The 25241-nt window shown below is 59.6% G+C and carries 29 protein-coding genes; 21 read left to right on the plus strand and 8 right to left on the minus strand.

Going from position 1 to position 25241, the window contains the following annotated elements; translation table 11 throughout:
- The first annotated feature begins 42 nt into the window (after positions 1–42).
- Positions 43–369: a PA4575 family protein gene (locus BLU46_RS20530; RefSeq protein WP_003215849.1), complete on the plus strand. Its 327-nt coding sequence runs from the start codon at positions 43–45 to the stop codon at positions 367–369.
- Between the two features lie 137 nt (positions 370–506).
- Here the strand turns inward: BLU46_RS20530 and BLU46_RS20535 are convergent, their stop codons facing one another.
- The gene (locus BLU46_RS20535) at positions 507–2342 is read right to left on the minus strand and encodes a hypothetical protein (protein WP_093204922.1); all 1836 of its coding nucleotides are present in this window, start codon (positions 2340–2342) and stop codon (positions 507–509) included.
- 166 nt (positions 2343–2508) lie between these two features.
- On the opposite strand from BLU46_RS20535, the gene BLU46_RS20540 reads away from it, so the two are divergent.
- Both BLU46_RS20540 and BLU46_RS20545 read left to right on the plus strand, forming a co-directional pair.
- Complete coding sequence (locus BLU46_RS20540) at positions 2509–2997, plus strand: TIGR00645 family protein (protein WP_003215853.1); 489 nt, start codon at positions 2509–2511, stop codon at positions 2995–2997.
- A gap of 121 nt (positions 2998–3118) precedes the next feature.
- Entirely contained in the window at positions 3119–3736 is a 618-nt protein-coding gene (locus BLU46_RS20545) for an FKBP-type peptidyl-prolyl cis-trans isomerase (RefSeq protein ID WP_017477811.1), read from the plus strand.
- Between the two features lie 54 nt (positions 3737–3790).
- On the opposite strand, the gene BLU46_RS20550 is transcribed toward BLU46_RS20545, so the two are convergent.
- The 3 genes from BLU46_RS20550 to BLU46_RS20560 form a co-directional block, all read right to left on the minus strand.
- Positions 3791–4048: a PA4570 family protein gene (locus BLU46_RS20550; protein WP_003215856.1), complete on the minus strand. Its 258-nt coding sequence runs from the start codon at positions 4046–4048 to the stop codon at positions 3791–3793.
- Between the two features lie 197 nt (positions 4049–4245).
- On the minus strand, positions 4246–4587 hold the full coding sequence (locus BLU46_RS20555; protein WP_063027018.1) for a zinc ribbon domain-containing protein YjdM: 342 nt from the start codon (positions 4585–4587) through the stop codon (positions 4246–4248).
- 115 nt (positions 4588–4702) lie between these two features.
- Positions 4703–5671 carry a polyprenyl synthetase family protein gene (locus tag BLU46_RS20560; protein WP_003215860.1) on the minus strand — a complete coding sequence of 323 codons (969 nt, stop codon included), beginning with the start codon at positions 5669–5671 and terminating at the stop codon, positions 4703–4705.
- Between the two features lie 239 nt (positions 5672–5910).
- Between BLU46_RS20560 and rplU the strand changes: the two genes are divergently transcribed.
- From rplU to BLU46_RS20585, 5 genes are all read left to right on the plus strand, one after another.
- A complete protein-coding gene (gene rplU, locus BLU46_RS20565) occupies positions 5911–6225 on the plus strand; it encodes a 50S ribosomal protein L21 (RefSeq protein WP_003176051.1) in 315 nt (104 codons plus the stop codon).
- A 34-nt stretch (positions 6226–6259) separates the two neighbouring features.
- On the plus strand, positions 6260–6535 hold the full coding sequence (gene rpmA, locus BLU46_RS20570) for a 50S ribosomal protein L27 (RefSeq protein WP_003215862.1): 276 nt from the start codon (positions 6260–6262) through the stop codon (positions 6533–6535).
- 193 nt (positions 6536–6728) lie between these two features.
- Positions 6729–7952, plus strand: coding sequence for an Obg family GTPase CgtA (gene cgtA, locus BLU46_RS20575; RefSeq protein WP_003215864.1), 1224 nt, complete (start codon positions 6729–6731; stop codon positions 7950–7952).
- Positions 7953–8075: 123 nt separating this feature from the next.
- Positions 8076–9194, plus strand: coding sequence for a glutamate 5-kinase (gene proB, locus BLU46_RS20580; protein WP_017477809.1), 1119 nt, complete (start codon positions 8076–8078; stop codon positions 9192–9194).
- A gap of 17 nt (positions 9195–9211) precedes the next feature.
- The gene (locus tag BLU46_RS20585; RefSeq protein ID WP_063027020.1) at positions 9212–9676 is read left to right on the plus strand and encodes a CreA family protein; all 465 of its coding nucleotides are present in this window, start codon (positions 9212–9214) and stop codon (positions 9674–9676) included.
- Between the two features lie 101 nt (positions 9677–9777).
- Here BLU46_RS20585 and rpsT read toward each other — a convergent pair whose 3' ends face one another.
- Entirely contained in the window at positions 9778–10056 is a 279-nt protein-coding gene (gene rpsT / locus BLU46_RS20590) for a 30S ribosomal protein S20 (protein WP_003215870.1), read from the minus strand.
- Between the two features lie 254 nt (positions 10057–10310).
- Between rpsT and murJ the strand changes: the two genes are divergently transcribed.
- The 6 genes from murJ (at position 10311) to ispH (ending at position 17849) form a co-directional block, all read left to right on the plus strand.
- Positions 10311–11849 carry a murein biosynthesis integral membrane protein MurJ gene (gene murJ, locus BLU46_RS20595; protein ID WP_063027022.1) on the plus strand — a complete coding sequence of 513 codons (1539 nt, stop codon included), beginning with the start codon at positions 10311–10313 and terminating at the stop codon, positions 11847–11849.
- Positions 11850–11967: 118 nt separating this feature from the next.
- Positions 11968–12906, plus strand: coding sequence for a bifunctional riboflavin kinase/FAD synthetase (gene ribF / locus BLU46_RS20600; protein WP_063027024.1), 939 nt, complete (start codon positions 11968–11970; stop codon positions 12904–12906).
- Positions 12907–12919: 13 nt separating this feature from the next.
- Positions 12920–15751, plus strand: coding sequence for an isoleucine--tRNA ligase (ileS, locus tag BLU46_RS20605; protein ID WP_063027026.1), 2832 nt, complete (start codon positions 12920–12922; stop codon positions 15749–15751).
- Complete coding sequence (gene lspA / locus BLU46_RS20610) at positions 15744–16253, plus strand: signal peptidase II (protein WP_093204931.1); 510 nt, start codon at positions 15744–15746, stop codon at positions 16251–16253. Before ileS ends, lspA begins: the two co-directional genes overlap by 8 nt.
- A 7-nt stretch (positions 16254–16260) precedes the next feature.
- On the plus strand, positions 16261–16698 hold the full coding sequence (fkpB, locus tag BLU46_RS20615) for an FKBP-type peptidyl-prolyl cis-trans isomerase (protein ID WP_003215879.1): 438 nt from the start codon (positions 16261–16263) through the stop codon (positions 16696–16698).
- Positions 16699–16901: 203 nt separating this feature from the next.
- On the plus strand, positions 16902–17849 hold the full coding sequence (gene ispH, locus BLU46_RS20620; protein WP_063027028.1) for a 4-hydroxy-3-methylbut-2-enyl diphosphate reductase: 948 nt from the start codon (positions 16902–16904) through the stop codon (positions 17847–17849).
- Here the strand turns inward: ispH and BLU46_RS20625 are convergent.
- Entirely contained in the window at positions 17803–18384 is a 582-nt protein-coding gene (locus BLU46_RS20625; RefSeq protein WP_093204935.1) for a GspH/FimT family pseudopilin, read from the minus strand. The two genes, ispH and BLU46_RS20625, sit on opposite strands and share 47 nt — an antisense overlap.
- A 219-nt stretch (positions 18385–18603) precedes the next feature.
- Between BLU46_RS20625 and pilV the strand changes: the two genes are divergently transcribed.
- The 5 genes from pilV (at position 18604) to thiO (ending at position 21905) form a co-directional block, all read left to right on the plus strand.
- Positions 18604–19080, plus strand: a complete 477-nt coding sequence (gene pilV / locus BLU46_RS20630) for a type IV pilus modification protein PilV (RefSeq protein ID WP_063027032.1) — start codon at positions 18604–18606, stop codon at positions 19078–19080.
- Positions 19077–19784 (plus strand): PilW family protein, encoded by a 708-nt coding sequence (locus tag BLU46_RS20635; RefSeq protein WP_093204938.1) that lies wholly within the window; start codon positions 19077–19079, stop codon positions 19782–19784. The genes pilV and BLU46_RS20635 overlap by 4 nt, the downstream gene beginning before the upstream one ends.
- 7 nt (positions 19785–19791) lie before the next feature.
- Positions 19792–20319: a pilus assembly PilX family protein gene (locus tag BLU46_RS20640; protein WP_093204942.1), complete on the plus strand. Its 528-nt coding sequence runs from the start codon at positions 19792–19794 to the stop codon at positions 20317–20319.
- 12 nt (positions 20320–20331) lie between these two features.
- Positions 20332–20733 (plus strand): type IV pilin protein, encoded by a 402-nt coding sequence (locus BLU46_RS20645; RefSeq protein ID WP_063027038.1) that lies wholly within the window; start codon positions 20332–20334, stop codon positions 20731–20733.
- 62 nt (positions 20734–20795) lie between these two features.
- On the plus strand, positions 20796–21905 hold the full coding sequence (thiO, locus tag BLU46_RS20650) for a glycine oxidase ThiO (RefSeq protein ID WP_093204945.1): 1110 nt from the start codon (positions 20796–20798) through the stop codon (positions 21903–21905).
- Here the strand turns inward: thiO and BLU46_RS20655 are convergent.
- The gene (locus BLU46_RS20655) at positions 21892–22125 is read right to left on the minus strand and encodes a PP0621 family protein (protein ID WP_081253077.1); all 234 of its coding nucleotides are present in this window, start codon (positions 22123–22125) and stop codon (positions 21892–21894) included. The genes thiO and BLU46_RS20655 overlap by 14 nt on opposite strands.
- Before the next feature lie 121 nt (positions 22126–22246).
- Complete coding sequence (locus BLU46_RS20660; protein ID WP_063027044.1) at positions 22247–23272, minus strand: outer membrane protein assembly factor BamD; 1026 nt, start codon at positions 23270–23272, stop codon at positions 22247–22249.
- Between the two features lie 149 nt (positions 23273–23421).
- Here BLU46_RS20660 and rluD point away from each other — a divergent pair, with 149 nt between their 5' ends.
- The gene (rluD, locus tag BLU46_RS20665; protein ID WP_003215899.1) at positions 23422–24384 is read left to right on the plus strand and encodes a 23S rRNA pseudouridine(1911/1915/1917) synthase RluD; all 963 of its coding nucleotides are present in this window, start codon (positions 23422–23424) and stop codon (positions 24382–24384) included.
- Positions 24381–25106 carry a peptidoglycan editing factor PgeF gene (pgeF, locus tag BLU46_RS20670; protein ID WP_093204948.1) on the plus strand — a complete coding sequence of 242 codons (726 nt, stop codon included), beginning with the start codon at positions 24381–24383 and terminating at the stop codon, positions 25104–25106. Before rluD ends, pgeF begins: the two co-directional genes overlap by 4 nt.
- Positions 25107–25241 lie beyond the last annotated feature (135 nt).

The raw sequence follows: 25241 nt of genomic DNA on the forward strand, positions 1-25241 counted from the left end.
GCCCTGCGAGGCTGAATACCGGATCTACCGAGGGTCGCCGCCATGTCGCGCAACCTCTGCCTCACCCGCCAGTGCCTGGGCCTGGTTACTCGTATCGAATGTTCCATTCGCCCTCTCGCGGGGGATACCGGGATGTGGACCTTGTTGTTTGCTGCCGGAATGACCGGTGAACAGCCTTCCACCATCAAGTCCCAAGGCCCGTTTCACGGACCTTTCGTGGCACAAACCATCCTTGATTCGATTGTCGAAAGCCTGACCCTGCACGGGTACGAACTGGCGGACGACCCGCAGATCTGGTGCCTGCACTTGCAGGCGCACTTGCGACAGCTCAATGGCGGGCGGCAGACGGTGCTAAGCGATATCCGCTGACCGCACTCCCCGTAGCAGCTGTCGAGCGCTAGCGAGGCTGCGTCGGCCGCACCGCCGACATCGTGTCTGACTCAGCGCCCCGTTCGCACCCGACGCAGCCTCGCTAGCGCTCGACAGCTGCTACGGGGGCGGGGGGGCTATGGCTTGGGGGCAGGGGCCGCCTCGGGTTTGTCCAGCTTCACCTCAAACCCATATTGCACCGTGTCCAGACCGGTGCGCTGGTAGGTTTCCAGCGTGGTCGGCTGGCCATAAAAGTAATGCACATCGAACAGCGCCGTGCCGTACTCCTCGGCCCGGTGGCTGACGCCGAGAATTTCTTTCAAGTAGTTGCCGCTGGCATCCTTGGCATAGAACCGCCAGATATCCGACGGGAACAGCTTCTGGTCGACAATCAGCGCGTTGTCCTTCAGCTCCAGGCCCTTGGGCAGTTGCCCGGCCGTGAGGCTGCCTTTTTCGATGGTGGCCAGGAACAGTGGCATTGACCCGACGGCAAACCCGGGGTTTTCGGGGAACAGGTTCAGGTCATAGGTGATGGTGCCGCGCCCCGGGTCGACCTCGTAGGCTTCGGCGGGCAGTTCGATCGGCTCGCCGAGCTTGCCTTCGTCGTTGGCGGTGAGGAAGGTCACGGGGGCATCGCCGCCGCCCCGGTCTTCGCCCAGCAGGTCGTCGTTGAAGGTGTAGGGGTGATCGAACTCGATGTGTGCTGCGCTGGCGTCATCCACCGATTGGTTGATGGTGACGCTTTTCTTCAACTGGTCTTCAGAAAGCGTGGCGTCCTTGAGCCAGTCCGAAGCCTGGTCGTCATACACAGTGACGGGCATCGGCAACGGTTGTACGGTCTTCTCCAGGCTGTTCTTGTCGAAGCGCCGTACGGGCAGGTCCAGGTCCTTGCGGGTCACCGTCGCCTGGGAAAAGTCGAGGACGCTGACTTGCACGTTGTCGATCAGGCCGTTGAAGTACACCTTGGTGTAGTGGCTGTTCTGCTTGTGTTCGAAGGCTTTCTGTTCGTCTTCCAACTGTTTTTCAAAGGCGTCGGACCAGGCCTTCTGCTTTTGCATTTTGGCCAGTTGTTTCTCGTAAAACGCCAGTTGGGCGGCGTTCTCGTTGATTGAGCCCGAGCGCGAGAGAAATTTCCCGGTGGTGTCGCGAGCCTGCACCAGCAGCGGGTTGGGCGATTCATCCACGACTTCCGGTGCCAGCGGGGCGCTGTTGGTCAGTTCGATTTCGGCGTAGTTCTTTTCGAGGGTCAGCAGCGTGACCGTGACGTTGTCTTCAGTGCGTTTGCGGCCCACGTCCTTTTTCGACAGGTCGAAGGTGAAGACTTTACGCGGCGCGATGACTTCCACCTTGCCCTTGAGTGTGACGGGCTGCGGCTGGCTTTTGTTTTCAGTCTCGATGCCTTCGATGAACGGGTAGGTCACCGTCAGGTCATCGGGGTTGGTCAGGTTGGAGCTGGTGGGGCTCAGTTGGATACCCGGATCGGTTTCCGACCATTCCGGCTGGAAGGGGATGACCTTGTTGTTGCTCAAGGTCACTGACTGCCATTCCAGGCCGTGGGGGAAGGGGAATTGGTCGGGCATGTTGAAGTTGAACGGGAAGATCGGCTGCAGGTCCGTCAGGTAGTCCGAATGGGACGCCTTGCGCAGGACAAACAGGCCATTGATATAGGTGTCCACCAGGGCCTGGGGCGTGGGGTAATGCTTGAGCAGTGCCAGGGCGTCTTCGCTGTACTCGGCCTCGATGGGCTTGGTGGCGAGCTTGGCGCGTGCCCGCTCCAGCAACAGCAGCGAGCCACCGAGTTCGGACACGGCGTCCTTGAGCTTGGGGTCCTGGATCGCGTCCAGGGACTGTTCGAACTTGGCGGTTTTCTCTTCAAGGCTGGCTTGCTTGTGTTCATCGCTTGGGGAGCAACCGCCGCCCACCAGCAACGCCGCGCACAGGCCAATGCTGGCCAAAGGGGATCGCACATCCATTATCTGAGTTTTCCTGTCCGACATCATCGAGCCGAGTTGATGAGCTCGACACTAGCAGAAAAAATCTTTTACAGATGCCGTACAGATCAGTTTTATCGACGGTTTCTGGCGTTTGGGTGCGGCTGGTATACTCGCCGCCATTTTTAGCCAAGCTGTGTGAGATTCAATGGAACGCTTTATCGAAAATGCAATGTATGCCTCACGCTGGCTGTTGGCGCCGATCTATTTCGGGTTGTCCCTGGGGCTGCTGGCACTGGGGCTGAAGTTCTTCCAGGAAGTGTTCCATGTGATTCCCATCGTGTTCACCATGAGTGAGTCGGATGTGATCCTGGTGCTGCTGTCGTTGATCGACATGGCGCTGGTGGGCGGCCTGCTGGTGATGGTGATGATCAGCGGCTACGAGAACTTCGTTTCCCAGCTGGACATCGACGAAAGCAAAGAGAAGCTCAATTGGCTGGGGACCATGGATTCCTCGTCGCTGAAGATGAAGGTCGCGGCGTCCATCGTGGCGATTTCGTCGATCCATTTGCTGCGGGTGTTCATGGACGCCAAGAACGTCGATCCCGAGCATTTGAAATGGTACGTGATCATCCACATGACGTTTGTGGTGTCGGCGTTTGCCATGGGTTACCTGGATAAAGTTACCAAGCATTAATTGCCGCCCGACGCTCCCCGTTGCCCGGGTGCAGGGCTCATCAAGGGCGTGGCTTGTGTGCTAGTCTGCTCGCCCTTTTAGTTTGGACGACACCTGTGTCGTCCTACAGCGGAGCCTTTCCATGTCCGAAGTTAATCTGTCCACCGACGAAACCCGCGTGAGCTACGGCATTGGCCGTCAGTTGGGCGACCAGCTGCGCGACAACCCGCCACCGGGCGTCAGCCTGGACGCGATCCTGGCTGGCCTGACCGACGCTTTCGCCGGCAAGCCTAGCCGTGTGGACCAAGAGCAAATGGCCGCAAGCTTCAAGGTCATCCGCGAAATCATGCAAGCCGAAGCCGCTGCAAAGGCTGAAGCGGCTGCTGGCGAAGGCCTGGCTTTCCTGGCTGAAAACGCCAAGCGTGACGGTATTACCACCCTGGCTTCCGGCCTGCAATTTGAAGTGCTGACTGCCGGTGACGGCGCCAAGCCGACCCGTGAAGATCAGGTGCGCACTCACTACCACGGCACCCTGATCGACGGCACTGTGTTCGACAGCTCCTACGAGCGCGGCCAGCCTGCAGAGTTTCCGGTTGGCGGCGTGATCGCCGGCTGGACCGAAGCCCTGCAACTGATGAATGCCGGCAGCAAATGGCGCCTGTACGTGCCGAGCGAACTGGCTTACGGTGCTCAAGGCGTTGGCAGCATCCCGCCGCACAGCGTTCTGGTGTTCGACGTCGAACTGCTCGACGTTCTGTAAGACCTTACCTGCAGGAGCGAGCCTGCTCGCTCCTGCAGTGTTTTGCGCGGTTGCTCATGGATGAAACTTGCCATTGAGATCCGTCACTGGGCGCAACGCCCGGGCATAGCAGAACAGAAACAGATTTCTCACCACTTCCTTCAGCACACCAGGTTCACTGGAACTCAGGCCATTGACGTCCAGGTCGCCCTGATCCTGCAGTTCGCTCAACGCTTCTTCTTCCAGCACCGCGCAGACTTCACCGGTTTCCCGATGGAGGATTCGCAGGTAAGGGTGTGGACGGTCCAGCCAGGCATCGATCAAATAAGTCATGGAAGCATCTCCTTGATGGGTTTCAATGAGAATAATTCTTATTCGTAGAATAGCAAGTCCCTATTGGCGATTTCCGGACTTTTCTGTGTGGATATTGTTTTTGATCAAAAGGCCTGGCCTTTTGCCGCCAGTGCGGAAGTGACGCGGGGGAGGGTGAAGCGCCATCCCGTGCAGGGCACGAGATGGAGGCCGCCGGTTCAGACCTTGCGGACGAACTCGGACTTGAGTTTCATCGGGCCGATACCGTCGATCTTGCAGTCGATATCATGGTCGCCATCGCACAGGCGGATGTTCTTGACCTTGGTGCCGACCTTGACCACCAGTGATGTGCCTTTGACCTTGAGGTCCTTGATCACGGTGATGGTGTCGCCGTCCTGCAGGACATTGCCCACAGAGTCTTTCTTTACGGATTCATCGCTGGCAGCCTCGGCTTCGCCACCGACGGTCCACTCATGGGCGCATTCCGGGCAAATCAGCTGGGCGCCGTCTTCGTAGGTGTATTCGGAATTGCATTTCGGGCAGGGTGGCAACGTGCTCACTAAAGCTCCTTTGGTTTCAGGATGGCTAAAAAGCGCACATTATATAGGGTTTTAGCGTGGGAAGGGCGGTGCGGGTCGTTGCAGGAGCCGGGAAGGCTCCTGCAGGGCGGCCAAATCAGTGAGTACGGGCGACCGCGAACTCACTCAGCTCAACCAGGGCGTCCCGGTATTCGCTGGCTGGAAGGGCTTCCAGGCATTGGATGGCACGAGCGACGTAGTCACGGGCCAGTTGCGCGGTGTATTCGAGGGAGCCCGAAGCTTCCACGGCTTCGCGGATGCTTTCCAGGTCTTCGATCCCGCCTTTCTGGATCGCCTTTCGCACCAGGGCGGCCTGTTCCGGCGTACCTTCGCGCATGGTGTAGATCAGCGGCAAGGTCGGCTTGCCCTCGGCCAGGTCGTCACCGACGTTCTTGCCCAGGGTTTCGGCGTCGCCGCGGTAATCCAGCAGGTCGTCTACCAACTGGAAGGCCACGCCCAAGTGATCGCCAAAGGTGCGCAGGGCTTCGCTCTGCTCGGGCGTCGCTTCGCACAGGGCGGCAGCGCTGTGAGTCGAGGCTTCGAAGAGCATCGCGGTTTTGCCGCGAATCACTTCCATGTAGGTTTCTTCGGTGGTGCTGGCGTCGCGAACCTTCGACAGTTGCAACACTTCGCCTTCGGCGATGATGCGCGTGGCCTGTGAAAGAATCTTCATCACCGGCATCGAGCCCAGTTCGACCATCATTTCGAACGAGCGCGAGTACAGGAAGTCGCCCACGAGTACGCTCGGCGCGTTGCCCCACATCGCGTTGGCCGTCTCGCGACCACGGCGCATGCCGGACATGTCGACCACGTCGTCATGCAGAAGGGTGGCGGTGTGCAGGAACTCGATGGTCGCGGCCAGCAGGCGCAGATCATCGCCTTCACGGCCCAGGGCCTTGCCACACAGCAACACTAATAAAGGACGCAGGCGTTTACCGCCGGCCGACGTAATGTAGTCGCCAATTTTGGAGACCAGCGGCACTTTAGAAGTCAGCTGCTTCTTGATGATGCCGTCGACGGCGCTAAAATCGTCCGCCACCGCGCGGTAGAAAGCTTGGGGTTGCATCAGCGACAGTCGCTCCAGAAGGGTTGCGCGGCATGCTAGGACCCGCGTCCCCTAGTGTCAAGGCGCGATAGACGGCCACTTGCAACACCTCCATAGCTTGCGTACAATCGCGCACCCTGAACTTCCTGGGCAGCACCTGCCTTACGCAATTGCATTCGGGACGTCCATCCCATGCAGCCATGCCAGCCAATACCTCTTCTTATAAAGCGCTGGGTGAGCAGGATTATCGGAGAAATACCATGTCGTACGCAGTAATTGTTACTGGTGGCAAGCAATACAAGGTCGCCCCAGGTGAATACCTGAAGATCGAGAAGCTGGAAATCGCTACTGGCGAATCCGTCACTTTTGATCGCGTTCTGTTGGTCGCCAATGGCGATGACGTGAACATCGGCGCTCCAGTTGTTGCAGGCGCTACCGTTGTGGCTGAAGTGATCTCCCAAGGTCGTCACGATAAAGTCCGCATCATCAAGTTCCGTCGTCGTAAGCACCACATGAAGCGTATGGGCCACCGCCAGTGGTACACCGAGATCAAAATCACCGGTATTCAGGCTTAATTTCAGCCTAATTCCTCACTAGGAGAATTGACTCATGGCACACAAAAAAGCTGGTGGTAGTACCCGTAACGGTCGCGACTCAGAAGCCAAACGCCTTGGCGTGAAGATGTATGGCGGCCAGGTTATCATTCCGGGCAACATCATCGTGCGTCAGCGCGGCACCCAATTCCACGCCGGTTACGGTGTTGGCATGGGTAAAGATCACACTCTGTTCGCTAAAATCGACGGCGTGATCAAGTTTGAAGTAAAAGGCGCTTTCAACCGCCGTTACGTGAGCATTGTCCCGAAGACTGAAGTCGTCGCGGCATAATTACGTAGTTGCTGGAAAAGCCCTGTCTCGCGACGGGGCTTTTTCGTTTGTGGGGTGAGTCTCTTGCAAAGCTGTTTGTGATGGGCGAAAGCAGTGGATTTGCGGTCGTTGCTTGAGGTCGCTGCGCTCATTTTTGCAAGAGTCTTATGTCTTGGTTTCTTAAGCTCGTCCGTGTGGCGAGAGGCGTTTTGTTATGAAGTTTGTTGATGAAGTTTCGATCCGAGTAAAAGCTGGCGACGGCGGTAACGGTTGCATGAGTTTCCGTCGGGAAAAATTCATCGAAAACGGTGGTCCTAACGGTGGTGATGGTGGTGATGGCGGCTCGGTCTACATGATCGCCGACGAAAACCTCAACACCCTGGTGGACTACCGTTACACCCGGCACTTTGATGCCGAGCGTGGCTCCAACGGCGGCAGCACCGACTGCACCGGTAAAAAAGGCGAAGAGCTGGTACTGCGGGTTCCGGTCGGCACCACCGTGATCGACTCCGCAACCCAGGAAGTCATCGGCGACCTGACCAAAGCCGGTCAGCGCCTGCTGGTGGCTCATGGCGGCTGGCACGGCCTGGGCAACACCCGTTTCAAATCCAGTACCAACCGTGCGCCACGCCAGACCACGCCGGGCAAGCCTGGCGAACAGCGTGACCTCAAGCTGGAAATGAAGGTGTTGGCTGACGTGGGCCTGTTGGGCTTGCCGAACGCCGGCAAAAGTACGTTCATTCGCTCGGTATCTGCTGCCAAGCCGAAAGTCGCCGATTACCCGTTCACCACCTTGGTGCCAAACCTGGGTGTGGTCAGTGTCGACCGCTGGAAGAGCTTCGTGGTTGCTGACATTCCGGGCCTGATCGAAGGTGCTTCCGACGGCGCGGGCCTGGGGATTCGTTTCCTCAAGCACTTGTCCCGTACCCGTTTGCTGCTGCACCTCGTTGACATGGCGCCGCTGGATGACACCAGTGCGCCGGACGCCGCTGAAGTGATTGTCAGCGAGCTGACCAAGTTCAGCCCGTCCCTGGCAGAGCGTGATCGTTGGTTGGTGCTGAACAAGTGCGATCAGATCCTTGAGGAAGAGCACGAAGAGCGCGTCAAGGAAATCGTTGATCGCCTGGAATGGACGGGGCCTGTGTACGTGATCTCGGCCATTGCCAAAGAAGGCACTGAGCGCCTGACTCGCGACATCATGCGTTACCTCGAGGATCGTGCTGACCGCTTGGCCGCCGACCCTGTCTACAAGGCAGAGCTGGCCGAGCTGGATCAGCGTATCGAAGACGAAGCCCGTGCCCAGCTGCAGGCGCTGGATGACCAGCGTGCCCTGCGTCGCAGTGGCGTCAAGTCGGTCCATGACATCGGTGACGACGATTGGGACGAAGAAGACGTGGATGATGAAGATGGTCCGGAAATCATTTACGTGCGCGACTGATTCGTTGCAGTAAACTTAAGCGCCGCTCAATCGAGCGGCGTTTTGGTATCTGGAAATCGGTAGTCACGAATAACGTTATGGGCGGCGCTGGGTCGCGCGGCCCTCTATCTAAGGTTGAAGATGATGCGGAGCAAGGTGACAGGTGCGCAGCGTTGGGTCGTTAAGATCGGTAGCGCGCTGCTGACGGCGGATGGCAAGGGGCTGGATCGTGCGGCCATGAGCGTCTGGGTGGACCAGATGGTGGCCTTGCATGAGGCTGGAGTCGAGTTGGTGCTGGTGTCGTCCGGGGCGGTTGCCGCCGGTATGAGCCGCCTTGGCTGGACCGCGCGACCCAGCGCGATGCACGAGTTGCAAGCCGCTGCCGCCATTGGTCAGATGGGCCTGGTGCAGGCCTGGGAGTCCAGCTTTGCCGAGCACGGTCGCCATACGGCGCAGATTCTGCTGACCCATGACGACTTGTCCGACCGCAAGCGCTACCTGAATGCTCGTAGTACGCTGCGCGCCTTGGTTGAACTCAAAGTGATCCCGGTGATCAACGAGAATGACACCGTGGTGACTGACGAGATTCGCTTTGGCGACAACGACACCCTGGCGGCCCTGGTGGCTAACCTGGTTGAGGCCGATTTGCTGGTGATTCTCACGGATCGCGACGGCATGTTCGACGCTGATCCGCGCAATAACCCTGAGGCGCAGCTGATTTACGAGGCGCGTGCCGATGATCCGGCGCTGGATGCGGTGGCTGGCAGTGTCGGTGGTGCCCTGGGGCGTGGTGGTATGCAGACCAAGCTGCGTGCGGCACGGCTGGCAGCGCGTTCCGGCGCGCATACCATCATCGTCGGTGGCCGGATTGAGCGGGTGCTGGATCGCCTCAAGGCGGGCGAGCGCATCGGTACGCTGCTGTCGCCTGAGCGTGGCATGCTGGCGGCGCGCAAGCAGTGGCTGGCAGGGCATCTTCAGACGCGCGGTACCCTGGTGTTGGATGCCGGTGCGGTTTCAGCGTTGTCCCAAGGCAACAAAAGCTTGCTGCCGGTGGGTGTAAAACTGGTCCAGGGCAGCTTCCGCCGTGGCGAAATGGTGGTGTGTGTGGCGCCGGACGGTCGCGAGATTGCCCGTGGCCTGGCCAACTACAGTGCCCTTGAGGCGCAGAAAATCATCGGGCAATCGTCTGATGCGATTGTCGGTCTGTTGGGTTACATGGCTGAGCCGGAGCTGGTTCACCGGGATAACCTGATTCTGGTTTAAGTAAAAAGGAATTCTCGATGCGCGTGATGAAGGGGTTGCTCGGTTTACTGCTGGCGATGCCGTTGCTGGCATCGGCCGAAGAGATTGGCCAGGTGTCGACGGTGTTCAAGTTTGTCGGCCCCAATGACCGGATTGTGGTCGAGGCTTTTGATGACCCGAAGGTGGATGGCGTGACGTGCTACCTGTCCCGTGCCAAGACGGGTGGGGTGAAAGGTGGCCTGGGGTTGGCTGAGGATCGCGCTGAGGCGTCGATTGCTTGTCGTCAGGTGGGCGCGATTCACTTCAAGGGTGAGCTGAAGGACGGGGATGAGGTGTTCAAGGAGCGCACGTCTCTGGTGTTCAAGACCATGCAGGTGGTGCGTTTCCTCGACAAGAAGCGCAATACCCTGGTGTATCTGGTCTACAGCGATCGCTTGATCGAAGGCAGTCCGCAGAACGCGGTGACGGCGATTCCGATCTTGCCGTGGCCTACTGCGCAGTAAGTCTCAAGTAGGGCCGGCATGCCGGCTCTTTTTTTTGGCTTGCTCAAATTGCAGGCAATAAAAAACCGACCCTGAGGTCGGTTTTTTAACAAGCTTATCGCTTAGGCTGCAGCAGCAAGGTTCAGAGCCTTGATGTGGCCATTCAGACGACCTTTATGGCGAGCAGCTTTGTTCTTGTGGATGATGCCTTTATCGGCCATGCGGTCGATAACTGGCACAGCCAGAACGTAAGCAGCTTGAGCTTTTTCAGCGTCTTTTGCGTCAATGGCTTTAACTACATTCTTGATGTAGGTACGAACCATGGAACGCAGGCTGGCGTTGTGGCTGCGACGCTTCTCAGCCTGTTTTGCACGTTTTTTGGCGGAAGGTGTGTTGGCCACCGTCGAGCTCCTCGAAAGACTTTTTAGGAAATAGCAAACAAAATAGGCCGCGAATCATGCCGATGAGTTGAAGTCTTGTCAAGGGCGTGTGATGCGAACTGCTGAGTGGTCGATCTTAAGAGGCGGGTGATTTATTTCCGGCGCTTGACCTGTAAACTCGCGAGCTTTGGCTCTGTGCTTGTTGCAGGCGCGGAGTATCGCATATGTGGGCCGTTTGTTCGCCTGCTCTTTATCTATAGGCAAAAACTCTTTCAATGAATCTGCTCAAATCGTTGGCCGCTGTCAGCTCTATCACCATGATTTCCCGGGTCCTGGGGTTTGTGCGTGACACGCTGCTGGCACGCATTTTTGGCGCCAGCATGGCCACGGATGCCTTCTTTATTGCCTTTAAACTGCCCAATCTGCTGCGGCGGATCTTCGCCGAGGGGGCTTTTTCCCAGGCCTTCGTGCCGATTCTGGCGGAATACAAGGCGCAGCAAGGGGAGGAGGCAACCCGCACCTTTATTGCCTATGTTTCTGGTTTGCTGACGTTGGTGCTGACGTTGGTGACCATCGCCGGGATGCTTGCCGCGCCCTGGGTGATCTGGGCCACGGCCCCCGGTTTTGCCAATACACCGGAAAAATTCGCCCTGACCACTGACCTGTTGAGGGTGACCTTTCCTTATATATTGCTGATTTCCCTGTCGTCCCTGGCCGGGGCGATCCTCAATACCTGGAACCGTTTTTCGGTGCCGGCCTTCGTGCCGACCCTGCTTAACGTCAGCATGATTATTTTCGCGCTGTTCCTGACGCCGTATTTCGATCCGCCCGTGATGGCCCTGGGTTGGGCGGTCCTGGCCGGTGGCCTGGCGCAACTGCTGTACCAGCTGCCGCACCTGAAGAAGATCGGCATGCTCGTGCTGCCGCGCCTGAACCTTAAAGACACCGGGGTCTGGCGGGTGATGCGCAACATGCTGCCGGCAATCCTGGGGGTTTCCGTCAGCCAGATCTCGCTGATCATCAATACCGCCTTTGCCTCGTTGCTGGTCTCGGGCTCCGTATCGTGGATGTACTACGCCGACCGTCTGATGGAGCTGCCGTCCGGCGTACTGGGCGTGGCGCTCGGCACCATCCTGCTGCCAACGCTGTCCCGCACCTATGCCAGCAAAGACCGCCACGAGTACTCGCGGATTCTCGACTGGGGCCTGCGCCTGTGCTTCGTGCTGGTGCTGCCGTGCGCCGTGGCCTTGGGGTTGCTCGCTGAGCCGCTGACGGTTGCGCTGTTCCAGTACGGCCAGTTCACCGCGTTTGACGCCTCGATGACGCAGCGTGCGCTGATCGCCTATTCCGTCGGCCTGCTGGGCATTATCGTGATCAAGGTGCTGGCCCCCGGCTTTTATGCTCAACAAAACATTCGTACGCCGGTAAAGATCGCGATCTTCACCCTGGTGGTTACGCAGCTGCTCAACCTGGCGTTTATCGGTCCGCTGAAGCATGCGGGGCTGGCGCTGGCAATCAGTGTGGGTGCCTGCATTAATGCCGGGCTGCTGTTTTATCAGCTACGCAAACAGAAAATGTTCCAGCCTCAGGCAGGCTGGGGTTCGTTTGGGCTCAAGTTGGTGGTGGCGGTGGGCACGATGGCCGCAGTGCTACTGGGGCTGATGCACTTCATGCCTGCCTGGGATCAGGGCCATATGCTGGAGCGCTTCATGCGCCTCGGTGCATTGGTGGTCGCTGGCGTGGTGGTGTACTTCGGCATGTTGCTGCTGATGGGCTTCCGTTTACGGGATTTCAATCGCAAGTCGCTGAGCTAGAGACTTTTCGTCGATAAGGCGGTTGTTTTATCGATTCGCGCAAATGGCCTGCGCTGTTGCCTGTCGTCCGGGGCCGGGTGTGGTTATAATCGACCACTTTATGAGCAAGAAGCGCGTTATGCAGCTGGTTCGAGGTCTCCACAACCTGCGCCCCCAGCATCGGGGCTGCGTCGCCACTATTGGCAACTTTGACGGTGTTCACCGTGGCCACCAGGCTATCCTGGCCCGCCTGCGTGAGCGTGCGGTTGAGTTGGGCGTGCCCAGCTGCGTGGTGATTTTTGAACCACAGCCCCGTGAATTCTTTACCCCGGAGACGGCGCCGGCGCGTCTGGCCCGACTTCGGGACAAGCTGCAATTGCTGGCTGAAGAAGGCGTGGACCGTGTCCTCTGCCTGGCTTTCAACCAGCGCTTGCGCAGCCTCAGCGCCGCCGAGTTTGTCGACCGTATCCTGGTGGATGGCCTGGGCGTGCAGCACCTGGAGGTCGGCGACGACTTCCGTTTCGGTTGCGACCGGGTAGGGGATTTCGATTTCCTGCAACAGGCCGGTGTTACCCAGGGTTTTACCGTCGAAGCCGCGCAAACCGTCGAAATGGACGGCCTGCGCGTGAGCAGTACCCAGGTGCGTAACGCCCTGGCCGCTGCCGACTTCGCCTTGGCCGAGCGTTTGCTCGGTCGCCCGTTCCGGATTGCCGGGCGGGTCCTGCACGGCCAGAAGCTGGCGCGCCAACTGGGCACGCCAACCGCCAACGTGCAGCTCAAGCGCCGTCGTGTGCCACTGACCGGGGTTTACCTGGTGAGTGTCGACATCGACGGCCAATCGTGGCCCGGAGTCGCCAATATAGGCGTCAGGCCCACGGTTGCAGGTGATGGCAAAGCCCACCTGGAAGTTCACCTTTTGGATTTTGCCGGTGATTTGTATGACCGGCGTTTGACGGTGGCTTTCCACCAAAAGCTGCGTGAAGAGCAGCGTTTCGCCTCCCTGGAGGCGTTGAAAACGGCGATCAATGCGGATGTCGCCGCCGCCCGTGCACTAGCCGCACCTAGCGCCCATCGCTAATGAAGAGCCTTAAATGACCGACTATAAAGCCACGCTAAACCTTCCGGACACCGCCTTCCCAATGAAGGCCGGCCTGCCACAGCGCGAACCGCAGATCCTGCAGCGCTGGGACAGTATTGGCCTGTACGGAAAGTTGCGCGAGATTGGCAAGGATCGTCCGAAATTCGTCCTGCACGACGGCCCTCCTTATGCCAACGGTACGATTCATATCGGTCATGCGCTGAACAAGATTCTCAAGGACATGATCGTTCGCTCGAAAACCCTTTCGGGCTTCGACGCGCCTTATGTCCCGGGCTGGGACTGCCACGGCCTGCCGATCGAACACAAAGTCGAAGTGACCTACGGCAAGAACCTGGGCGCGGACAAAACCCGCGAACTGTGCCGTGCCTACGCCACCGAGCAGATCGAAGGGCAGAAGTCCGAATTCATCCGCCTGGGTGTATTGGGCGACTGGGCCAACCCGTACAAGACCATGGACTTCAAGAACGAGGCCGGTGAAATCCGCGCCTTGGCCGAGATCGTCAAGGGCGGTTTCGTGTTCAAGGGCCTCAAGCCCGTGAACTGGTGCTTCGATTGCGGCTCGGCCCTGGCTGAAGCAGAAGTCGAGTACGAAGACAAAAAGTCCTCGACCATCGACGTCGCCTTCCCGATCGCCGACGAAGCCAAACTGGCTGAAGCCTTCGGTCTGGCGAGCCTGGCCAAGCCAGCCTCCATCGTGATCTGGACCACCACCCCGTGGACCATCCCGGCCAACCAGGCGCTGAACGTGCACCCGGAATTCACCTACGCCCTGGTGGACGTCGGTGACAAGCTGCTGGTGCTGGCTGAAGAGCTGGTCGAGTCGTGCCTTGCCCGCTACAACCTGCAAGGCTCGGTGATCGCGACCACCACCGGCTCCGCGCTGGAACTGATCAACTTCCGTCACCCGTTCTACGACCGTCTGTCGCCAATCTACCTGGCCGAGTACGTTGAACTGGGCGCTGGCACCGGCGTGGTTCACTGCTCGCCTGCCTATGGCGTAGACGACTTCGTGATCTGCAAGCAGTACGGCCTGGTCAACGACGACATCATCAATCCAGTGCAAAGCAACGGCGTCTACTCGCCGTCCCTGGAATTCTTCGGTGGCCAGTTCATCTTCAAGGCCAACCCGGCGATCGTCGACAAGCTGGCTGAAGTCGGTGCGCTGCTGCACACCGAAACCATCACCCACAGCTACATGCACTGCTGGCGTCACAAAACCCCGCTGATCTACCGCGCCACCGCGCAGTGGTTTATCGGTATGGACAAAGAGCCGACCAGCGGCGAAACCCTGCGCAAGCGCGCGATCAAGGCGATCGAAGACACCAAGTTCGTTCCGGCCTGGGGTCAGGCGCGCCTGCACTCGATGATCGCCAACCGTCCGGACTGGTGCATCTCACGCCAGCGTAACTGGGGCGTGCCGATTCCGTTCTTCCTGAACAAGGAAAGCGGCGAGCTGCATCCACGTACTGTCGAGCTGATGGAAGTGGTGGCCCAGCGTGTTGAACAAGAAGGCATCGAAGCCTGGTTCAAGCTGGACGCCGCCGAGCTGCTGGGCGACGAAGCGCCGCTGTACGACAAGATCAGCGACACCCTCGACGTGTGGTTCGACTCCGGTACCACCCACTGGCACGTATTGCGTGGTTCACACCCGATGGGTCACGAGACCGGCCCGCGTGCCGATCTGTACCTGGAAGGTTCCGACCAACACCGTGGCTGGTTCCACTCCTCGTTGCTGACCGGCTGCGCGATCGACGATCACGCCCCGTACCGCGAGCTGCTGACCCACGGTTTCACTGTCGACGAGAACGGTCGCAAGATGTCCAAGTCCTTGGGCAACGTGATCGCGCCGCAAAAGGTCAACGACACCCTCGGCGCCGACATCATGCGCCTGTGGGTTGCCTCTACCGATTATTCGGGCGAGATGGCCGTGTCCGAGCAGATCTTGCAGCGCAGCGCCGATGCGTACCGCCGGATCCGTAATACCGCACGTTTCATGCTCTCGAACCTGACCGGTTTCAACCCGGCCACCGACATCCTGCCGGCCGAGGAAATGCTCGCCCTGGACCGTTGGGCCGTGGACCGTACCCTGTTGCTGCAGCGCGAGCTGCAAGAGCACTACGGCGAATACCGCTTCTGGAACGTCTACTCGAAGATCCACAATTTCTGCGTGCAGGAGCTGGGTGGTTTCTACCTCGACATCATCAAGGACCGCCAGTACACCACTGGCGCCAACAGCAAGGCACGCCGTTCGGCGCAAACCGCGCTGTACCACATCTCTGAGGCGCTGGTGCGCTGGATCGCGCCGATCCTGGCGTTCACCGCCGATGAGCTGTGGGAATACCTGCCGGGCGAGCGTAACGAGTCCGTGATGCTCAACACCTGGTACGAAGGCCTGACCGAATTGCCGGCTGACTTCGAACTGGGCCGCGAGTACTGGGAAGGCGTAATGGCCGTCAAGGTTGCCGTGAACAAGGAGCTGGAAGTGCAGCGCGCGGCGAAGGCTGTAGGCGGCAACCTGCAGGCCGAAGTCACGCTGTTTGCCGAGGAAGGCCTGACCGCCGACCTGGCCAAGTTGAGTAACGAACTGCGCTTCGTCTTGATCACGTCCACCGCCAGCTTGGCACCGTTTACTCAGGCTCCGGCGGACGCCGTGGCGACTGAAGTCCCGGGCCTCAAGCTTAAAGTGGTCAAGTCGTCCTTCGCCAAGTGCGCCCGTTGCTGGCACTGCCGTGAAGATGTCGGCGTGAACCCTGAGCATCCGGAAATCTGCGGTCGTTGCGTCGACAATATCTCTGGCGCTGGCGAGGTTCGTCACTATGCCTGAAGCCAGTCGTTTTGGACGCCTGGGCTTGCTCGTGTTGAGCGTGCTGGTGCTGGTCATTGACCAGCTCAGCAAGGCTCACTTCGAAGGCGCCCTGGAGATGTACCAGCAGATCGTGGTGATTCCTGACTACTTCAGCTGGACCCTGGCCTACAACACCGGCGCTGCGTTCAGCTTCCTGGCTGACAGCTCCGGATGGCAGCGCTGGCTGTTTGCCCTGATCGCCGTAGTGGTCAGTGCCGTGCTGGTGGTCTGGCTCAAGCGCCTGGGGCGCAACGACACTTGGCTGGCCATCGCTTTGGCGCTGGTGCTGGGTGGCGCATTGGGCAACTTGTACGACCGTATTGCGCTGGGCCATGTGATCGACTTTATTCTGGTGCATTGGCAGAACCGCTGGTACTTCCCGGCGTTCAACTTTGCCGACAGCGCCATCACCGTCGGTGCAATCATGCTGGCGTTGGATATGTTCAAAAGTAAGAAAACCGGAGAGACCGTTCATGACTGAACAGGTATTGGCTGAGCAACGCATCGGCCAGAACACGGAAGTCACTTTGCATTTCGCATTGCGCCTGGAGAATGGCGACACGGTCGACAGCACCTTCGACAAGGCCCCGGCGACCTTCAAGGTCGGCGACGGCAACCTGCTGCCGGGTTTCGAAGCGGCACTGTTCGGTTTCAAGGCCGGCGACAAGCGCAACCTGCAGATCCTGCCGGAAAACGCCTTTGGCCAGCCCAACCCGCAAAACGTGCAGATCATCCCGCGTTCGCAGTTCCAGGACATGGAGCTGTCGGAAGGCTTGCTGGTGATCTTCAACGATGCGGCGAATACCGAACTGCCGGGTGTGGTGAAGGCCTTTGATGACGCGCAAGTGACCATCGATTTCAACCACCCGTTGGCCGGGAAAACCTTGACCTTTGATGTCGAAATCATCGACGTTAAAGCGCTGTAACTAACGAAATCGGCCTACTGTAGGCGCGAGCTTGTTGTGGCGAGGGAGCATGCTCCCGTTGGAGTGGGTAGCACTCCAAACTGTTCATCGAGATACACCTGATGTGTCTCGATTGCCCAGGTTGGGGCTGCTTCGCAGCCCAGCGGGAGCAAGCTCCCTCGCCACACAAGTTCTCTCCTACAGGGCAAGACACGAGGCACAGCATGCAAATCAAACTCGCCAACCCCCGTGGCTTCTGCGCCGGCGTGGACCGGGCGATTGAAATCGTCAACCGCGCCCTGGAAGTCTTCGGTCCGCCGATTTACGTGCGCCATGAAGTCGTCCACAACAAGTTCGTGGTCGAAGACCTGCGCAGTCGCGGTGCCATCTTCGTTGAAGAGCTGGACCAGGTGCCGGACGACGTTATCGTCATTTTCAGCGCCCACGGTGTTTCTCAGGCTGTACGCACCGAAGCTGCTGGCCGTGGCCTGAAGGTATTCGATGCTACCTGCCCGCTGGTGACCAAGGTGCATATCGAGGTCGCGCGCTACAGCCGTGATGGTCGTGAATGCATTCTGATAGGCCACGCCGGTCACCCGGAAGTCGAAGGCACCATGGGTCAGTACGACGCCAGCAATGGCGGCGCGATCTACCTGGTGGAAGACGAAAAAGACGTCGCCGCGTTGCAGGTGCACAACCCTGAGAAGCTGGCCTTCGTTACCCAGACCACCTTGTCGATGGATGACACCAGCCGTGTCATCGATGCGTTGCGTACGCGCTTCCCCGCGATTGGCGGGCCGCGCAAGGACGACATCTGCTACGCCACGCAAAACCGCCAGGATGCGGTCAAGCAATTGGCCGACGAGTGCGACGTGGTGCTGGTGGTGGGCAGCCCAAACAGCTCCAACTCCAACCGTCTGCGGGAACTGGCCGAGCGCATGGCCACCCCGGCTTACCTGATCGATGGTGCCGAAGACATGCAGCGCGGCTGGTTCGATGGCGTCGAGCGCATCGGCATCACGGCGGGTGCCTCGGCCCCGGAAGTGCTGGTGCGTGGCGTTATTCAGCAACTGCAGGCCTGGGGCGCCACGGGCGCTGATGAACTGGCGGGCCGTGAAGAAAACATCACTTTCTCCATGCCCAAGGAGCTGCGGGTTCGTTCGCTGCTCTGAGTCCCAAGGTGCCAGCGTATCCCCGGCACAGCGCCTGCTCGGTTTTGTTACTGCGCAGGCTGATGCGCCCGCTGGCCGCCAGCACTATTTGATACAGGCTCAGTTGCTGGTCCGTCGCACACACGTGAACGGTGCCGGCGCTGAAAGCCCCTGCGGAGAGCAATGGTTCACCCAGGCCGCTGAAGCGTATCTGGGTTCTCACCGGCGTATTTCCCACAATCGGTATCTGGCCATTGTCCTGGCGCTCCAGCAGCACCGGGTTCTGATCGTCCAGATGGCCGCGACCGTTCAGGTCCAGTATTACCCTCCATCCCCGGCTCCAGTCATCATCCAGCGCATGGATAACCACCGTTCGATTGCGCGCGATGGCTTCCGTACGGGCGTAACGCACCCCTCCGGCGAGGGATTCGGCGGCGTTCTGTCGTCGTTGCGACTCAAGCAACCCCTTGAGGCTCGGCACTGCCAGATTGGCCAGGATGCCGCTCAGGAACAGGCCCAGAATTAGCTCAATCAGCGAGAAACCTCGTTGTTTCATATGCCGTCCCTCCGTGGACGCGGTGTGCTTTTTTCAGTCAGTGCCGGATGGCAGACATAGTTATAGCGCCCAGGCTGGGGCGTTGAATGATGGCCATCCTGTCCAAAGTATTTCCCATTGTTCCGGGGTGCAGCGCTCAGACGAGACCGGCGCTAATCTTGCCTCGCACCGCAGATTTTCCGCTGCCTTTGATGACCTTCGACACGGATGACGATGGTAATGAACGCTTGCTCCGTAACACCTCGCCACCAACCGACCCAGGCCGGGATGACCCTGATCGAGGTCCTGGTATCTGTGCTGATCCTCGCCGTCGGCCTGCTGGGGGCTGCGGTGATTCAGCTCAATGCGCTGAAATACACCGACAGTTCCAGGATGACCAGCCAGGCCAGTTTCATCGCGTACGACATGCTCGACCGGATCCGCGCCAACTCGGGCGCTGATTACTCCTGGGGGCAGAGCGAGCGTGCGCCCCCCAGTACTTCTGTCGCGAGTGTCCGTGATCTGGACCTGCACGATTTTGAAGCCAACATCGCAGGATTTGCGGGGGAGAGCGCCAAGGGTTCGGTTGCGGTCAATCAGCGAGAGGTGACCATCAGTATCAGTTGGGACGACTCCCGTGGAGCCAAGGCTCAAGGCGCCCGGGAAACGTTCACCCTGACCAGCCGGGTCGCCGTCGACCCGAGGGGGTTGCCATGACCGGCGCTGCTCGCGGTTTCAGCCTGGTGGAGTTGCTGCTTGCATTGGCTCTCGGCCTGCTGCTGATCATGGGGGTGACCCAGATTGCGCTCAGCTCCCGTACCACTCATGCCAGCCAGCGCGCGGCTTCGTTGTTGCAGGATGATGCACGGTTTGTCCTGGGCAAACTGATTCAGGAAATACGCCAGGCAGGCATGTTCGGTTGCCTGTCCACCGCATCAATCAGCAACGCTCCCGCAGGGTTCGACCGCCCCATCGGTTGGAGCTCTACCGGCAACTCTCGGTCCCTGACACTGGTGACCGCTGACGTCGGAGAGGGCGGCAGCAAGCCTGACTGGACGGTGCTTTCCGATTGCACCGGTTCTGCCCAGGCCTATGGAGGAAGCCCGCCGGCAGCGGCACCCGGGCAGATCCGCTTTCCACTGCGCAAGCTGACTTACACCTTCGAAGGCGGGCAATTGAAGCTCAGCACACTGGCAGCCCCGAGCAAGGCGGTACTGGTGGATAACGTGGGGGCTTTCGATATCAGTTTCGGGGTGGCCGGGAAGGCGGGGTCAACGGTTGTCAGCCGATACGACCCTAGCCCCGGTGACGAGTCGCTTATACGCAGTGTGCGGGTTCTGCTGACGCTTCAAGACCCAAATGGGCTCGTGAAAGACCAGACCTACAGCGTTGTAGCTGCGCTACGTAATCGTCTGGAGTAGCTCGCCCATGGGTTATAACCGCTCTCGTTCGAGGCAGGCAGGCATGGTTTTGCTGATCAGCCTGGTGTTCCTGCTGTTGTTGGCGCTCCTCGGGGTATCTTCGATGCAGGGGGCCATCTCGCAAGAAAAAATGACCGGCAGCGTTCGACAGCGCAATCAGTCGTTTCAGCTGGCCGAAAGCGGCCTCAGGCTTGGAGAGTCCGTGGTGCAGGCGCCTGGTTTTGCCCTGCGTCCTTGCCACTCAACTGTTGCGTGTGCACCCCCTCCCGAGTCGGTTTCGGTAGTGGGACCAGGGACGAACCCCGTGTCGGCTGTCACGTGGGTGGGGATGAAAGATGGCGTTTACGGTATTCAAAACCTGGGGCAGGGGATGGGCTTGGCTCATCTCCCGGCAGAGACCCAAGCCACCCTTTATCGAGTGACGTCGGTGGGAATCAGCGGTCATTCGCGTTCCGTCCTGGAGACGGTGTATGCGCGCGTGGGCAGCGGCGCCGGTGAGCGTTTTCGACGAATCATGTGGCGACAACTTCAATAGGTGAGCAGCACGATGAGCAAGGATTGCACTGGTTTCACCCTGATCGAATTATTGGTCGCCGTGGCGATCATCGGCCTTCTGGTTAGCGTCGCCTATCCCGGCTATACGAGCCATATGAAAAAGGTCTATCGCGCCGAAATTGCCGGGTTGCTGACCGAGCAAGCTCAGCACCTTGAGCGTTATTACTCGAGGAATGGCACTTTTATTGATGCAACTGGCGTCATCGCCGGCAACGATCGCTATAGAATCACTCCTGCATTGAACCCTCAGGATTTCGTTCTGCTTGCCACGCCCGCAGTTGACTCGGTGATGGCGGGCGATCCCTGTGCAGCCTTCAGCCTCACCAGTGCCGGTGCGCGAAGCAATCCGGGCGCCGCGCCTGATATGACGCACAAGGCGTGCTGGGGGCAATGATGAGGAAGCTGGACGATTGGGCGCCGGGCGTGCCTTTTTCTTTTTATCGGCTGGATCGAACAATGGCTAAGCAACAGCAAGTAGTGGTTGTGGGTGGTGGGGTAATCGGCTTGTTGACGGCGTTCAACCTGGCGTCCCAGGGGCAGGTGGTTGTGCTGCTGGATCGCTCCGCGGTCGGGCAGGAGTCTTCCTGGGCTGGCGGCGGTATTGTTTCCCCGCTGTACCCATGGCGCTATAGCCCGGCGGTGACGGCCCTGGCGCACTGGTCCCAGGATTTTTACCCGCAATTGGCAGCGCGTCTGTTCGCGGCTACCGGCGTTGACCCGGAAGTCCACACCACTGGCCTGTATTGGCTGGACCTGGAGGATGAGGCCGAGGCGCTTGCCTGGGCAGCCCGCGAAGGGCGCCCGCTGAGCAAGGTGGATATTTCCGCTGCCCATGACGCGGTACCGGTGCTGGGTGCCGGTTTTTCCCAGGCGATCTATATGGCGGATGTGGCCAATGTGCGTAATCCGCGGTTGGTCAAATCCCTCAAGGCGGCCTTGTTGGCCCTGCCGGGAGTGACGATTCACGAGCAATGCGCGGTTCAAGGGTTTATTCAGGAGGGCGGTAAGGTTGTCGGGGTGACTACGGCGCTCGGGCCGATCCGTGGCGATCAGGTCGTGCTTGCTGCCGGAGCCTGGAGCGGTGAGTTACTGGGTAGCCTTGGGCTGGTATTGCCCGTGGAGCCGGTCAAGGGGCAGATGATCTTGTACAGATGCGCGTCGGACTTCCTGTCGTGCATGGTCCTGGCCAAGGGGCGTTATGCGATTCCCCGGCGAGACGGTCACATCCTGATCGGCAGTACGCTGGAGCATGAGGGGTTCGACAAGACGCCCACCGATTCCGCACTGGAAAGCCTGAAAGCCTCTGCTGTAGAGCTGATTCCTGCCCTGGCCGATGCCGAGGTGGTGGGGCATTGGGCCGGCTTGCGGCCCGGGTCGCCGGAAGGCATTCCCTATATTGGCAAGGTGCTAGGGTTTGATGGGCTATGGCTCAACTGCGGGCATTATCGCAACGGCCTGGTGCTGGCGCCGGCGTCCTGCCAATTGTTTGCCGATTTGTTGCTGGAGCGTAAGCCGATCATTGATCCGGCGCCGTACGCGCCAGCAGGCCGGATCAACGTTGGATAGATTTCGGCCCTTGCTCCAGATGCGCCTGGGTGCAATACCATTCCTGGCGCTGGCTCAAGGCGCGATCCTGTGGCAGGTGAAGGCCGCAGTGGGCGCAACGAACCATTTGGATCGGGCCTTGCTCGCTGGGCCGCTGCTGTTTGGCGGCCGGGCTTTTGAATTTGCGCCAAAACCATACCGCGGCAGCAATAACGGCGATCCAGAACAGTAGACGAACCATGGTGGGCAGCTTCTCGACAAGGAATGCGGCAGTTTAGCCAAGGACGTGACAGGCGCACAGCGCAATTTTGCGCAATAAAAAAGGGAGCTCAAGAGCTCCCTTTTTGCATCGCGGTCAACAATCAGTCAAAGACACCGAAAGTCATGTAGCTGAACCACGAGCGGTCTTCGTTGTTGCCCAGGGCTTGAGGCCCTTGTTCTTCGATCACGTCGCCGTTTTCGTCGCGAGGCTTGAGGTCCGATGGAATCGAATCCTTGGCGTCCTGGTATTGCTTGATGATGTCCTGGTTGGCGCGGGTTTCGCCCGGCGGCAGCGGTGGACGGGACTCGATCAGGCCCAGGGTGTACTTGCTCAGCCACGAACGGTTGTCCGCTTCGGCAACCTGTGGCACGAACTGGCCATCCTTCAGGCTTGGGTGGTCCGGGTAGTTGAGCTTCAGGGTTTCCAGGCTGGTGGCCGCCAGGGCGTCCAGGTGCAGGCGCTGGTAAGCCTCGGTCATCACGGCCAGGCCGTCACCCACCGATGGGGTTTCCTGGAAGTTTTCCACCACATAGCGGCCACGGTTGGCGGCAGCGACATAGGCCTGACGGGTCAGGTAGTAGTCGGCTACGTGGATCTCATACGAAGCCAGCAGGTTGCGCAGATAGATCATGCGCTGCTTGGCGTCCGGCGCGTAGCGGCTGTTGGGGTAGCGGCTGGTCAGCTGGGCGAACTCGTTATAGGAGTCGCGGGCAGCGCCCGGGTCACGCTTGGTCATGTCCAGCGGCAGGAAGCGCGCCAGCAGGCCAACGTCCTGGTCAAACGAGGTCAGGCCCTTGAGGTAGTAGGCGTAGTCGACGTTCGGGTGCTGAGGGTGCAGGCGGATAAAACGCTCGGCGGCGGACTTGGCAGCTTCCGGCTCGGCGTTCTTGTAGTTGGCGTAGATCAGCTCGAGCTGGGCCTGGTCGGCGTAGCGCCCGAACGGATACCGCGACTCCAGTGCCTTCAGCTTTGCCGTAGCGCTGGTGTAGCTGTGGTTGTTCAGGTCGGTCTGAGCTTGTTGGTACAGCTCGACCTCGCTCAGGTTTTCGTCGACGACTTCCTTTGTTGACGAGCAAGCAGCAGTCATGGCGAGGATGGCGATCAGCAGCAGGTGTTTCACTTGCATGGCGGCTTGCGTCCCTATGACGGCCGCTGTCTTGGGCGGGGCCGTCCTGTTATGATGAGCGCCCCTTGGAAAGCCTCGGGGCAAAAGACGCCGTATTTAACCACAAGCGCGCAGCCGAAACCAAAGGCTGTGCCACGCCTAGTCTGAGCATGTCCGATAAAATTGAACTTCGCGCAGAGGTGCCGTCCGAATTGGGCGGCCAACGCCTCGATCAAGTCGCCGCACAATTATTCGCTGAGCACTCGCGCTCGCGCCTTTCCGCCTGGATCAAAGACGGCCGCCTGACTGTGGATGGAGCGGTTATCCGCCCGCGAGACATAGTCCATGGTGGTGCGATTCTTGAGCTGACTGCCGAGCAGGAAGCCCAGGGAGAATGGATCGCCCAGGACATTGAACTGGACATCGTCTATGAAGACGACGACATCCTGGTGATCAATAAACCCGCAGGCCTGGTGGTTCATCCGGCCGCCGGGCACGCTGATGGCACCCTGCTCAACGCCTTGTTGCACCACGTGCCGGACATCATCAATGTCCCGCGCTGCGGCATTGTGCACCGCTTGGACAAGGACACCACTGGCCTTATGGTGGTGGCCAAGACCATTCAGGCGCAGACGCAGTTGGTCACACAACTGCAGAGCCGCAGCGTCAGCCGGATCTACGAATGCATCGTGATCGGTGTAGTAACCGCAGGTGGCAAAATCAATGCCCCGATCGGTCGCCACGGCCAGCAGCGCCAGCGCATGGCGGTGATGGAAGGCGGCAAGCAAGCTGTCAGCCACTACCGTGTGCTCGAGCGTTTCCGCTCCCACACCCACGTGCGGGTCAAGCTGGAAACCGGTCGTACCCACCAGATTCGGGTGCACATGGCGCACATCAACTTCCCGTTGGTCGGAGATCCGGCCTACGGTGGCCGCTTCCGTATTCCCCCGGCGGCCAGTGCAACCATGGTTGATTCGCTGAAAACCTTCCCGCGCCAGGCACTGCATGCACGCTTCCTGGAACTGGATCATCCGACGAGCGGTAAGCGGATGAGCTGGGAATCGCCACTTCCAGACGATTTTGTCTGGTTGTTGTCGCTGCTCAAGCAGGATCGTGAGGCGTTTATCGGATGAGTGACTGGCTGATTCCTGACTGGCCCGCGCCGGCCGGGGTGAAAGCCTGCGTCACTACCCGTGCGGGCGGCGTCAGTGTGGCGCCGTTCGACAGCCTCAATCTCGGCGATCATGTCGAGGACAGCGTCGAAGCCGTTCTCGAAAATCGTCGTCGCCTCACCGATGCCTTCAATATCCAGCCGGCCTGGCTGCGTCAGGTTCACGGTGTGGTTGTGGTTGAGGCTGATCCTGGCCGAACTGCTGAAGCCGATGGCAGTTGGACCAGCACCCCAGGCATCGCCTGCACATCAATGACGGCTGATTGCCTGCCTGCCTTGTTTTGCAATCGCGCCGGCACCCGCGTCGCGGCTGCCCATGCCGGTTGGCGTGGCCTGGCTGCGGGTGTCCTGGAAGCCGCTTTCGAAAGCCTGGATGACGAACCTGGTGAAGTGCTGGTTTGGCTTGGCCCGGCCATCGGCCCGCAAGCCTTTGAAGTGGGCCCGGAAGTGCGTGAAGCCTTTATGCAGCAACTTCCGGAAACGATTGAGGCGTTCGTCCCCAGTCAGAACCCGGGCAAGTTCATGGCCGACATTTACCAACTGGCCCGCCTGCGCCTTGCCGCCCGCGGCGTCACTGCTGTGTACGGTGGCGGCTTCTGTACCGTGACCGATCCCCGTTTCTATTCCTACCGTCGCAACGCGCGCACCGGTCGGTTTGCCTCCCTTATCTGGCTGGAACGCTAGACTCTCCTGACCTGCGTCAACTATCCGTAGCTTGAATCTTCCAGAATCCACCCCATCTATAAGGGTATCTGGCAGGTTTCTTCATTCAGGATGTGTTTGTTCATAGCTCCGGCCTGCTCAAAAGGAAGGTGACTA

Origin of the sequence: Pseudomonas yamanorum, from assembly GCF_900105735.1 — a bacterium.
GTDB classification, from domain to species: Bacteria; Pseudomonadota; Gammaproteobacteria; order Pseudomonadales; family Pseudomonadaceae; genus Aquipseudomonas; species Aquipseudomonas yamanorum.